Genomic DNA, 13,289 nt, shown 5'->3' on the forward strand with positions numbered 1-13,289 from the left:
ATTTATAAAAGGCAACTTCTTATCTTTGCAGAAACAATAAAGAATATGAAGTTCAACACAAAAGTCATTCATGGCAATCAACACCATGATCCAAGCACGGGTGCGGTAATGCCCCCGGTTTATAATACGTCTACCTTTGCACAAAAGAGTCCTGGGGTTCCCATCAATCATTATGAATACAGTAGAGCGGCCAATCCAACCCGTCAGGCATTGGAAGACGCCTTGGCAAGTATTGAAAACGGTGTTCGAGGGTTAGCATTTTCCTCCGGTTTAGCGGCAACAGATTCTGTTTTAAAATTGCTTAAACCCGGAGACGAAGTGATTGCGATGGATGATTTATATGGCGGAACTTACCGTATGTTTTCTCGCATTTATCAAGATTTTGGCATTAAGTTCCATTTTGTGGACATGAATAATTTGGAGAAATTCCAATCGTTGATTAATACCAATACCAAATTGGTTTGGGTTGAAACACCAACGAATCCCTTGATGAAATTGGCTGATATTGCTGCGATAGCAAAAATAACAAATGAGAAAAAATTACTCTTTGCGGTTGATAACACATTTGCTACTCCTTATCTTCAAAAACCATTAGATTTGGGTGCGGATATTGTGATGCATTCCGCAACTAAATATTTAGGGGGGCATTCGGATGTGATAGCCGGTGCTTTAGTTGTAAAAGATGCTGAATTAGGCGAAAAATTACACTTTGCACAATTTGCAACGGGTGGAACATTAGGTCCGCACGACAGTTATATGGTGTTGAGAGGAATTAAAACCTTACACCTTCGAGTACAAAGACATTGTGAGAACGGAATGAAAGTAGCTGAGTTTTTAAGCAATCATCCTGAAGTGGAGAAAGTTTTTTACCCAGGGTTACCGGATCATCCTTTTCATGCAATTGCCCAAAAACAAATGCTAGGTGGTTATGGGGGAATGGTTTCCTTTACATTTAAATCAGGGAAAAAAGCTGATGCTGTATCCTTTTTAGAAAAATTAAAAGTATTTACATTGGCAGAATCATTGGGTGGAGTAGAATCATTAGCTAATCATCCGGCTTTAATGACACACGCATCGATTCCTGAAGAAAAAAGAAAAGAGATTGGAATTTCAGACGATTTGGTTCGTTTAAGTGTTGGAGTAGAAGATATTGATGATTTATTAGCAGATATTGAACAGGCATTTAGATAAAATAAAAATCCCGTCTAAAATTGACGGGATTTTTTTATAATGTAGAAAAGGGTTAATCGAGATAATAAATGTAGCCAAAATTTAACCAAACTAACCAGTCGTTTGCTTTGTTTTCGGTATATACATCAGGGTTTGGATTCAAACCATCCACCCAGTTTGAAAAATAATATTGCCAACGTAAATCGATCATTAAATCAGAAAGTACCGTTAATTTGTAGCGTGTTCCAATACTAGCCACCACAGACCAAACTGTTCCACTTTCATTCGTTACACCATCAATATATTTTACAGGAGTAACTTCTAATAATTCTCCCAAGCCAGGACCTAATGTTGAATAAGCTTCCGGTTTATAATAACTGAATTGAGCTCCTAAACTTGCAAATGGAGCCAATTTTCCAGGGGTTGCAGAAAACTCTCGAATACTTAACGGGAAATATTCCAACTGCATACCTATATTGGTTACAGATGTACTTCCTTCCATCGCTCTTAATTGTTGTGCAAATACAGAGTTTCTACTGTCATCTACCCACTTTCCGTAATGTTCAAGCTTTGTTTTATTATAAGAAAGCTCACTTCTCAATTTGAAATGGTCATTAAAATAAGTTGGTGTAGCATAACAGTTACAATCCGCACGATAAGAAAAATTCATGTAATGAATAATTCCAATTCCAAAACCTGTGTTGCCAAAGTTTGTTTGGGCATCACCACGTACACCATAATCAGATTGAAACGCAACCGGACCAACAATCGCACCAATTTCATGCGAAAAACCAAACTGAGCATGAACAGTGTTGATAAAACCAAATAATAGCAACAAAGGAATTATAAGATATTTGGGCATTTGCATATATTTTAAATGTCAATTCTCGACAAATATATAAAAACATAATTCACTTCTAAAATAAAATGAAAAAATACTTCTTTATATACGAAAAAAACTAAAATTTGTTTTAAATGTTATGATTTAATGCTGACTTTATCAAGATTTCTTAACAAAAAAATAAATCTATTGAGAATATAAAAAAAAGTATAGCCATATTTTAATAAAATGTATATTTGTCGCAACAAACGAAAACGTTTTCATAAAACGTTATTAAACTAATAATCATGACAGAAAGTATTCATTCTTTTGTTGAAGCTGTTGCTAAAAAAAATCCAAACGAACCTGAATTTTTACAGGCTGTTAAGGAAGTAGCCGAAACGGTGATTCCTTTTATTGAGCAAAATAAAAAATATCAAAACCAAATGCTTTTGGAGCGTATGGTGGAGCCGGAAAGAGTAATCATGTTTCGTGTAACATGGATTGATGATGCCGGAAAAACACAAGTAAACCGTGGATACAGAATTCAAATGAACTCTGCGATTGGTCCATACAAAGGAGGAATTCGTTTTCATCCTTCAGTAAATTTAAGTATTTTAAAGTTCTTAGCTTTTGAACAAACGTTCAAAAACAGTTTAACTACTTTGCCAATGGGTGGAGGAAAAGGAGGTTCTGATTTTGATCCAAAAGGAAAATCTGATATCGAAATCATGCGTTTTTGCCAAAGTTTCATGACTGAATTATCAAAACATATTGGTGCTGATACCGATGTTCCTGCCGGTGATATTGGTGTAGGAGGTAGAGAAGTAGGTTATATGTTTGGTCAATACAAAAGATTAAGAAACGAATTTACCGGTGTTTTAACCGGAAAGGGAATTTCATTTGGAGGGTCATTAATTCGTCCGGAAGCAACAGGTTATGGAAACGTATACTTCGCTCAAAGTATGTTGAATACGAAAGGAGATAGCTTTAAAGGTAAAATTGTTACTGTTTCCGGTTCCGGAAACGTAGCACAGTATGCTGCCGAGAAAGCAACCGAATTGGGTGGAAAAGTGGTAACATTATCCGATTCTTCTGGATATATTTATGATGCTGACGGAATTGATGCTGAGAAATTGGCTCACGTAATGCACATCAAAAATGAATTAAGAGCAAGAATCAGCGAGTACGTGAAAAAATACCCTAATGCGAAGTATGTTGACGGAAAACGCCCATGGGAAGTAAAATGTGATATTGCATTACCTTGTGCTACCCAAAACGAATTAAACGAAAATGAAGCAAAAACATTAATTGCCAACGGATGTATTTGTGTTTCTGAAGGTGCAAATATGCCTTCTACTCCTGAAGCTATAGAAGTTTTTACGAAAGCAAAAATTTTATTTGCTCCCGGTAAAGCATCCAATGCAGGTGGTGTGGCAACTTCCGGCTTAGAAATGTCTCAAAATTCTTTACGTTTAAGCTGGACTTCTGAAGAGGTAGACCAACGTTTAAAAGGAATTATGGCTAATATTCACGAAGCATGTGTAAAATATGGATCAGACGGAAATGGTTATGTTGACTATGTAAAAGGAGCAAACGTTGCAGGTTTCGTTAAAGTTGCCGATGCTATGTTGGGTCAAGGAGTAGTGTAATTTATACTCTTAATAAAATAAAAAAGAAAGCTGTCTGAATTAGGGCAGCTTTTTTTATTCTCTAAATATTAAAAGAAGGATTCTTTCGTTTTACCTATATTTGTGTGTCAATTTAAACAGCTAATGAAGAATTTTTTTTGGATTACATTATTACTACTGTTTCCAGTGATTAACTTTTCTCAAAATCTTTTGTGGCAAGGTTACTTTTCCTATAACGAAGTACGCGATTTATCTGAATCTGAAAATAGATTGTTTGCTGCTTGTGAAACGGCTTTGTTTTCTAAAAATCGTTCTACCAACGAAATAAAAACGTTTAATACGGTAGACGGACTTTCTGGAGAAACAATTTCTACCATCTACCATAGTCAAGCATACAACAGAACTTTTGTAGGACATGACAACGGGTTACTAATTATGATTAATGAAGCCACCGAAGAAATTACGTTATTGGTAGGAATTCGCGATCAAGCCGGAGGGATTCCGCCCAATAAAAAGAAAATCAATCACATTTATGAATACAATGATAAACTCTATATTTCGACAGATTTTGCTTTAGTAGAATTCAAATTAACCGATTTTACCTTCGGAGATACCTTTTACGTCAGTCCAACCGGAGCACAAGCAGAAGTACTGGAAACGACTGTTTTAAATGAGGTAATTTATGCTGTTACCTTAAATCATGGTATTCGTCAAGCTCCCTTGTCAAATCCTAATTTAGTTAATTTTAATGCCTGGCAAACGTTCTCAGGAGACTTTTGGAGAGGGATTGTTACCTTTAACAATCAGCTTATAGCGATTAGTTCAAATAATATAATTTACAGGTTTAATGGAGCTAATCCAATTGCTATATTAAATATTGGCCAGCCTTTTATTGATTTACGAAGTAGAGGTGATAAATTGGTTGCTACAACATCTTCTCGTGTTGTTGTAATGAACGAATCCTTTGCACAAACAGTTACAATTCAAAGTGCTTCCATCCCTGATTTGACCTCTAATTTTACATCGGGTACGATTATTGGAGATTCTATTTATATTGGCACATTTGAAAACGGAGTGATAGAAACAACAATGACCAATCCATCTTTATTCGAAGTTTTATTACCACAAGGACCGAATAAAAACAATATTTTTTCAATCACCATTACACCATCAGGAACGTTATGGGCTACATTTGGGGATTACTCTCAATTCAACAATCCTTATCCCTTAGATGAGTTTGGAATCAGTAAATTGTCTCAAGAAGAATGGTTGAATATACCCTATGAAGAATTACTTGAGGCAAAATCAATTGTTCGTGTAACCGTAGACCCATCCAATGAAAACATTGTTTATGCAAGTTCTTATTTTTCCGGTTTATTAAAATTAGAAAATGATGTTGCTACCACAATTTATAATACTACAAATAGCGGGTTACAATCTTTAGTTATACCCGGAAACCCATCATATGGACCCGATATTCGTGTTGAACAAACCGCTTTTGACAAAGAAGGTAATCTTTGGGTTTCAAATGGTTTAATTGCCAATATGCTTAAAGTATTTCGTGCAAATGGGCAATGGCAGTCTTATGATGTAAGTGATGTTTTAGGAGGTTTTACCAGTAACTCGAGAATGTCGGTTGACAAAAATAATACAAAATGGCTTTGCACATTAGACGAAGGATTGATTGCCTTCAACGAAAACTTCAGTAATCGTTTAATAAAAATTACCGAAGGCCAAAACGAAGGAAATTTACCTTCCTCTGCTGTTCAATGTGCGGTTGTAGATAACCGCAATCAGTTGTGGATCGGTACTCGTAGAGGATTACGTGTTTTACCCTCTGTTGATCGGTTTTTAAACGAAGACGAGCTGACCACCAATTCTATCATTATTTTGGATGATGGATTGGCTCAAGAACTTTTATTCGGACAATTCATTACCGACATCGCTGTAGATGGAGCGAATAACAAATGGATTGGAACAGCCGATGCGGGCGTATTTCAGTTTTCGCCAAACGGTCAGCAAACGTTACAGCGTTTCACTTCGACCAATTCGCCGTTGCCAAGCAATGTTATCAATGATATCGAAATCAACGGAACCACTGGTGAAGTTTTTATTGCCACTTCCAAAGGAATGGTGTCTTTCAAAGGAACGTCCACTAAACCAAAAGATAATCTGCAAGATGTCTACGTATACCCCAATCCAGTTCGTCCCGGTTTTGATGGTACCGTTAAAATCTCTGGACTCACTAGCAAAGCCAATGTAAAAGTAACCGACATTGAAGGAAACCTCGTTTACGAAGAAATCTCCGAAGGTGGCACGATTGAGTGGGATACCACCGCATTCGGAAAATACAAAGTAGCTTCCGGAGTCTATATGATTTTTATATCTACCGATGATGCGTTAGATACTACAGTGAAGAAGGTGATGATAGTGAGGTAATCAATTAGCTTTTGAATTTGTAATTTTGCATGTCAAGCCCTATTCATTGCAAATCTTTTCAAGAAAAATCATACTTCAAAGAAGTCTTTAAGTAATTTTAATTTTATTAAATAGTGTTTAAAAAATCTATAAGCCAAAGAAATAGTAAAATAGCATAAGTAATTATAATTATGCTAATAAATCCTATTAAAGATGCAAATTTATGATTTTTACATTCGGTAAAGGATTTGCTTTTATTGGAAAATATCCATATAAAAAATCCTCCTAATATTACTAAAGTAAGATGACCACCTGACATTTTTTTGTTTTGAATACTTAATTAAATAAAAAATCATCGTTAAACAAAAAAAGAGCAATACTTTCGTATTACTCTTTCTGCTCCCCCTCTTGGGCTCGAACCAAGGACCCTCTGATTAACAGTCAGATGCTCTAACCAACTGAGCTAAGGAGGAAGGTATATAACCTTTTTTGCGAGTGCAAATATAAAGCGAAAATTGATTTATCCAAACAAAATTTACACTTTTTTACACTTTTTACTTTATTATTTTCCGGTAACCAAATGCCAGATGTCGTTACCGAATACTAATGCCATCAATGTCAGCAAAATAACAACACCAATTGTTTGAGCCACTTCTAATGTTTTTTCCGTAGGTTTTTTGCGGGTAATCATTTCAATCAAAATAAATACAGCATGACCACCATCTAATCCCGGAATCGGTAGCACATTTAAAAACGCTAACCAAACCGAAAACATTGCTGTAAACGACCAAAAGAAGGTCCAATCCCATTCCGGTTTGAAAATTTTAAACATTCGCAACGGACCACTCACTTGTTTGTATGCTTCGGTTTTAGTATTGAAGATAATTTTAAATTGTTTGATTTGTCCGGTTAACGTAGAAATTGTTTTGTTAAACCCTGCCGGAATTGATTCTAAAAAAGAAACCTCTTTGGTAATAAAAGCATCTTTTAAAGTATTTGACCTATGATAAAAACCAAGTTTTGCATCAGCCGTTGTTTTAGCTTTGACCACAATTGTTTGGTTGTTACGAATAACTTTTAGGTCTATACTGTCGTTTTTGTATTTTTTTATTTCATTTGTAAACTCATCAAAATAGGTAACGTTTTGATTATTTACAGCTATAATTTTATCACCTAATTGTAGTCCGGCTAAAGCGGCCGGTTGATTGGCAACTAGTGAATCCACAACGGTTTCTTCACGGGCACCTAAAAAATTCTTACCTGCTCTTTTGATTACGTCACGTTTGCCTTCGTCAGACAAATCAAAGGTAAGTTCTTTGCCGTCTCTTTGAACGGTGATGTTATCGCCAAATAAAATTTCTAAAGGCAATTGTTCAAACTTTTCTTGTGGTTTTCCATCCACTTTTAAAATTTTGTCTCCGTTTTTTAATCCTAGAATCGTTCCGACGGAATCCACCGCAATACCGTGTGTAATTTTTGAATTATCAATAAAATTATCACCGTGGTTGATGAAAAGACAAGCATATATTATCCAAGCCAAAAAAAAGTTTACAATTACACCACCCATGATGATGATTAAGCGTTGCCAAGCCGGTTTGCTACGGTATTCCCATGGTTGAGGTTCTTGTTTCAATTGCTCCTTATCCATGCTTTCGTCAATCATTCCGGCAATTTTCACATAACCTCCCATTGGCAACCATCCGATACCGTATTCGGTTTCACCTATTTTTTTCTTCACCAAAGAAAACCAAGGGTTAAAGAAAAGGTAGAATTTTTCAATTTTTGTTTTAAAGTATTTTGCCGGTAAAAAATGACCTAATTCGTGCAATATTACCAAAAAAGAAAGACACAAAATTAATTGTGCTATTTGAATTAATGTTTCCATTGATGTGTTTTAAATTTCAAAATCGTGCACAAAAGTAAGGTTTTCACTTTACAAATGAATTGATTTTATCGAACGGAATTAGTTTTTTATAAATTTTTTATGAAAAGTTCCTTCAGAAGTGGTTAGTGTAAGAAAATAAATTCCATTAGACAAAGAAGATACATCAAGTAGTGAATTTTGAGTATTTAAAACAAGCTGTCCTAAATTTGAATAAACCCGAATATTTTCGATGTCTATGTTGGAAGGACTTTCTACTTTTAAGAAAGCAGTAGTAGGATTCGGGATTAGTTGAATGACACTTGCTAATTCCAAAGTGTTTAGACCTAAAGTAGCCGAGTTATTTTTTGAGATAATATGTCTGTTAGGGTCAAAGTCAACATCGGTCACATCAAAAGGAACATCTACAACAAATTGTTGACCGTTTATTGTGTTTTCTACAACCACATCTAAAGCTTGATTTCCTTGTCCGTAAAGTCTAATCTCAACGGGCATTTCAAAGAAACTTACGCTAGAATTTGATTGATTTTGATTGATTGTAATCACGGCTTGGCTATTCCCATTATTACTTACAGAAACTGAATAAGAGGGATGGCCTTGTCCGTACACCCAATCTTCAAAAAACTCCGTTAAATCTATTCCGGAAGTGGCTTCCAGGTGCATTTGTAAATCATCGGTGATAGCATATCCAAAAGCTAAAACCGGATCAGCTAAGAAATTTTTTAAGCCTTGGAAGAATAACTCATCGCCCATTTTCCATCGTAACATGTGTGCAACCATAGCACCTTTATTGTAACTAAGTCGGCTGCTGAAAATTCGGTTGACACTTGTCGCTTCAGTATCCGTTAAATAAACTGCACCACTATTTGATGAGGTAATGTTGTTAATTAAATTATTTTTCCAGTTGACAAAATTAGTGGAGCCATCAAAATTTTCTACTACTAGACCTGACAAATAGGTGGCGAATCCTTCATTTAACCAAATGTCTTTCCATGTTCCGCACGTTACTTTATTGCCAAACCATTGATGAGCCAATTCATGAGCGATTAAGTTTCGTCCAAAACTACCCATGAAAGAAACAGTCGTATGTTCCATTCCTCCACCCATATTCGTTTGGGCATGACCGTATTTTTCGTTGGCAAACGGATAGGTTTCAAACAATTCTTCAAACAAATCCATGATGGGAAGTGTCACTGCCAAGCTGTTTTGTGCTGAAGATAAACTTTCGGGATAAATATAATTTACAACCGGAAAGTCGTCGGGAGCCGTTCCTGCTTGTTGCGTAAAAATGCTGTAATTCGTTACTGCAATAGCAATTAAATATGCCGGAATTTTGTAGTTGTGTTGAAAATGCGTTGTTTTAGTACCGTTCCCATTGTCAACCACACTTTGTTGCACTCCGTTGGCAACACTCACATATTGCGATGGAGCAGTAATAAAAACGTCTATCGAGTCTATTTTATCATTCAAATCCTGTTTGCAAGGCCACCAATCTCTTGCTCCAAAAGGTTCAGATAATGTCCACAATAATGGAACACCACTATGTGTGCTGATGGAAAAACCTTGTTCGGTTGTATTGGGAGCACCGGCATAACTGATAGATACTGAGTTGGTAGTTCCTGAAAGCAGAGTGTTAGGAAATTGAATAATCAATTCTTTTGATGCTGAATTATGCTCAAAATCAAGCGGTTCTTCATTCATCATTACAGAACCTACCGTAATTCTATTGTTGTAGTATGGATTATTTGTATTCGTAATTCTTCCCAAATCAAACGTAATGGCATTCATATTTTCAAGTGCAATGAAATCTGTGGTTACATTCCCACTAATAAAATATTCTGCCGGATCTACCTCAAATTCTAAACGATGATAAATTACATCATAGTTTAAAGTATTTGGATTAACCTGAATATCAACAAGAGAAGAAGAGGATTTTAATTCCGCCTCAGCAATTTCATTTATTTCTTTCAAATAATCTTGTGCAGAAATTGAAAAGCTAATCAAAAGAAAGAAAAAAAGTAGGATTTTATTCATTTTAGTTAAAAATTGGTTGCCAAATGTATAAAATTGTATTGATTTATCATATTTCTTTTTGTTTTTTAGCATTTGTTCAAAGGTGTTTCATTTTCAAAAACAGTTCTTTTCGTTCCAAAACATTTATGTACATTTGCTTTCGCAAAAAATGAATTATTATGTTACAATTGGCTGTTATTCGGGAGAATAAGGAAAAAGTGATTAAAGCATTGGCTAAAAGAAATTTAGATGCTAATCGTCTAGTAGAAACGGTATTAGATTTGGATGAAAAAAGAAGAGCTACGCAGGTAGAATTAGATAACATTTTAGCCGAATCCAATTTACTGTCGAAAGAAATTGGCGAAATGATGAAATCGGGCGAAAAAGCTAAAGCTGAAATCGTTAAGCAAAAAACAGCTCAATTAAAAGAGAAAAGTAAAGAGTTGTCGGAGAAATTAGAAGTTTTTACCACTTCTCTTTCGGAAGAATTATATAAAATTCCGAATACTCCGGCTGACATCGTTCCTGAAGGAAAAACACCTGACGATAATTTAACTGTTCATCAAGAAGGCGATATTCCGGTTTTGCATGATGGTGCTTTACCACATTGGGATTTGGTAAAAAAATACGATATCATCGACTTTGAATTAGGTGTAAAAATCACCGGAGCAGGTTTTCCGGTTTATAAAGGAAAAGGAGCCAAATTACAACGTGCGTTAATTGCTTATTTCTTAGATAAAAATACCGAAGCGGGTTACCAGGAATACCAAGTTCCGCATTTGGTGAACGAAGCTTCCGGCTTTGGAACAGGTCAATTGCCGGACAAAGAAGGACAAATGTACCACGTGGGTGTGGATGATTTGTATTTGATTCCAACTGCCGAAGTTCCGGTTACGAACTTATTTCGCGATGTAATTTTAAACGAAAATGAATTACCTGTATTATGTACCGGTTATACACCTTGTTTCCGAAGAGAAGCCGGTTCGTATGGGGCTCACGTTCGAGGATTAAACCGTTTGCACCAATTTGATAAAGTAGAAATCGTTCGCATCGAGCATCCTGATAAATCTTACAAAGCGTTAGACGGAATGGTGGAACACGTAAAAACATTATTACAAGAACTAAAATTACCATATCGAATTTTGCGTTTATGCGGTGGCGATATGAGTTTTGCCTCTGCTTTAACGTATGATTTTGAGGTGTTTTCAACCGCACAAGAACGTTGGTTGGAAATCAGTTCTGTTTCAAATTTTGAAACTTTTCAATCTAATCGTTTAAAATTGCGTTTTAAAGATAAAGACGGAAAGAACCATTTGGCACATACTTTAAACGGAAGTTCGTTAGCGTTGCCACGTGTTATGGCAGGAATTATCGAAAATTACCAAACACCTGAAGGTATTGTAATTCCCGAAGTATTGCGTCCGTACACCGGATTCGACATAATTAATTAAAAAGTTAATCTTTCTACAATCAATGTACTAATTGGCGAAAAAAAGCTATTTTAGTACATTCTTTTTTATATAATATGCACAAGTTTATTATTTTATTCTTTCTCATCTGTAGGTCAATTGTTTTTTCACAAAACGAACAATTGGCTCAACACTATTATGAGCGAGGAGAATTTGAAAAAGCAGTAGTAAGTTATCAGGAATTGTTGAAAACACATTCTTACAATGGACCCTATTTCATTCGTTTGATTGATTGTTATCAACAGCTACAACAATTTGATAAGGCCGAGTCTATGCTAGTTGAAAGCATTACAAAGAATAAATACGCCAATTTATACGTAGAATTAGGCTATAATTACCAACTTCAAAAAAATCAGGAAAAAGCCGATTTGAATTATAAAATTGCAATAGAAAAAATAAAAGAAAATCCCTCAAATGTTTACGGAGTTGCCTCTACATTTGAAAAGAAAGTCTTATTAGATTATGCTTTACAAGCTTATCAAACCGCTATTTCATTAGATCCAAAATATAAATTCAATTATCAAATGGCTCAAGTTTACGGACAAATGGGTAAGCAAGATTTAATGATTGAAAAGTACTTGGAAGAAATGCATGAAAACCCGCAAAACAATATCATGGTTCAAAATCAACTTATGCGATTTATGAATGATGAAGCCGGAGATTCATTTAATGAAATGCTTCGAAAAGCACTTCTAGTAAAGGTGCAAAAAAATCAAGATCTTTTTTGGAATCAAATGCTAAGTTGGTTTTTTGTACAACAAAAAGAATACGGGAAGGCATTTATCCAAGAAAAAGCAATTTATAAAAGAGAACCAGATTCCTTTTCAAATATTGTCAATTTAGCAGAACTTGTCATCGAAGAAGGCGACAATGAAATTGCAGGAGAGATTCTTTCGTTTATTCTTGAAAACACACAAGATATTGATTTACAGATTTATGCACAAGAATATTTGATGCGAATTAAAATAGAAAAAGCCAAAAAAACAGATTATTCTAAAATTGAAACAGAAATAGAACTCCTCTTAAAACAATACGGAATCAGTCCTTATTCGTTAGCTTTACAACGTTTACAAGCAGAATTTTTAGCCTTCTATCAAAACAATCCCGAGAAAGGAAAGTTAGTTTTGCAAAAAGCAATGGAATTACCATTAAATAAATTTCAATCAGCAGAAGCCAAAATGGAATTAGCTGATATTTTGTTATATGAAGAAAAATTTAATCAGGCCCTTTTGTATTATTCACAAATTGAAGAAGATTTAAAAAATGACGTATTGGGTCACGAAGCTAGTTTGAAAGCCGCCAAAACAAGTTATTTTAAAGCCGATTTTGATTGGGCACTCACGCAGTTAAAAGTCTTAAAATCAGCTTCCACACAACTCATTGCTAATGATGCATTAGAATTATTTTTGTTAATCAACGATAATACAGTAGCCGATTCAACCAGGACAGCTTTAAAGAAGTTTTCCAAAGGGGATTTTTATATTTATCAAAATAAAAATCAAGAAGCGTTAACACAATTTCAACAGATTTTAAAAGACCATAAAGACGAAGAAATTGAAGATGAGACGATACTTCGAATTGGTCAAATCTACCAAGAATTAGCTGACTACAATACTGCCTTGTCGTTCTATCAACAAATTATTGATAACCATCCGGAGAGTATTTATCGCGACGAAGCCTTATTTTTCTCGGCAGAAATTTACAACAAGTACCTCGGTCAACCTGAAAAAGCAAAATCATTATACGAAGTAGTTATTTTCAATCACCAAGACAGTATTCATTTTGTCGAGGCCAGAAAGAATTTCAGGCAGCTTCGTGGTGATTCAAATTTATAATAAAATTACCTTAGCTCACTCCCCTCTCCAAAGGAGAGGGGTTGGGGGTGA

8 protein-coding genes and 1 tRNA gene are annotated in these 13,289 nt (G+C 35.1%); 5 read left to right on the top strand and 4 right to left on the bottom strand.

Annotated features, from left to right (window positions below):
* Window positions 1-45 precede the first annotated feature (45 nt).
* Window positions 46-1,191 carry a cystathionine gamma-synthase gene (locus R2782_RS04140; RefSeq protein ID WP_371266809.1) on the top strand — a complete coding sequence of 382 codons (1,146 nt, stop codon included), beginning with the start codon at window positions 46-48 and terminating at the stop codon, window positions 1,189-1,191.
* Between the two features lie 52 nt (window positions 1,192-1,243).
* Here R2782_RS04140 and R2782_RS04145 read toward each other — a convergent pair whose 3' ends face one another.
* Window positions 1,244-2,032: a glutamate dehydrogenase gene (locus R2782_RS04145; RefSeq protein ID WP_371266810.1), complete on the bottom strand. Its 789-nt coding sequence runs from the start codon at window positions 2,030-2,032 to the stop codon at window positions 1,244-1,246.
* 266 nt (window positions 2,033-2,298) lie between these two features.
* Here R2782_RS04145 and gdhA point away from each other — a divergent pair, with 266 nt between their 5' ends.
* Window positions 2,299-3,642: an NADP-specific glutamate dehydrogenase gene (gdhA, locus tag R2782_RS04150; protein WP_371266811.1), complete on the top strand. Its 1,344-nt coding sequence runs from the start codon at window positions 2,299-2,301 to the stop codon at window positions 3,640-3,642.
* A gap of 123 nt (window positions 3,643-3,765) precedes the next feature.
* Window positions 3,766-6,060 (top strand): two-component regulator propeller domain-containing protein, encoded by a 2,295-nt coding sequence (locus R2782_RS04155; protein ID WP_371266812.1) that lies wholly within the window; start codon window positions 3,766-3,768, stop codon window positions 6,058-6,060.
* A gap of 378 nt (window positions 6,061-6,438) precedes the next feature.
* On the opposite strand, the gene R2782_RS04160 is transcribed toward R2782_RS04155, so the two are convergent.
* From R2782_RS04160 to R2782_RS04170, 3 genes are all read right to left on the bottom strand, one after another.
* Window positions 6,439-6,512 (bottom strand) — tRNA-Asn (locus R2782_RS04160).
* A gap of 89 nt (window positions 6,513-6,601) precedes the next feature.
* Window positions 6,602-7,924 (bottom strand): RIP metalloprotease RseP, encoded by a 1,323-nt coding sequence (gene rseP / locus R2782_RS04165; protein ID WP_371266813.1) that lies wholly within the window; start codon window positions 7,922-7,924, stop codon window positions 6,602-6,604.
* A gap of 78 nt (window positions 7,925-8,002) precedes the next feature.
* Entirely contained in the window at window positions 8,003-9,955 is a 1,953-nt protein-coding gene (locus tag R2782_RS04170) for a M1 family aminopeptidase (protein ID WP_371266814.1), read from the bottom strand.
* 158 nt (window positions 9,956-10,113) lie between these two features.
* On the opposite strand from R2782_RS04170, the gene serS reads away from it, so the two are divergent.
* Window positions 10,114-11,385, top strand: coding sequence for a serine--tRNA ligase (gene serS / locus R2782_RS04175; protein WP_371266815.1), 1,272 nt, complete (start codon window positions 10,114-10,116; stop codon window positions 11,383-11,385).
* A 74-nt stretch (window positions 11,386-11,459) separates the two neighbouring features.
* Entirely contained in the window at window positions 11,460-13,238 is a 1,779-nt protein-coding gene (locus R2782_RS04180; protein ID WP_371266816.1) for a tetratricopeptide repeat protein, read from the top strand.
* Window positions 13,239-13,289: the final 51 nt, after the last annotated feature.

Origin of the sequence: Flavobacterium sp. (genome assembly GCF_041392085.1) — a bacterium.
GTDB lineage: Bacteria > Bacteroidota > Bacteroidia > Flavobacteriales > Flavobacteriaceae > Flavobacterium.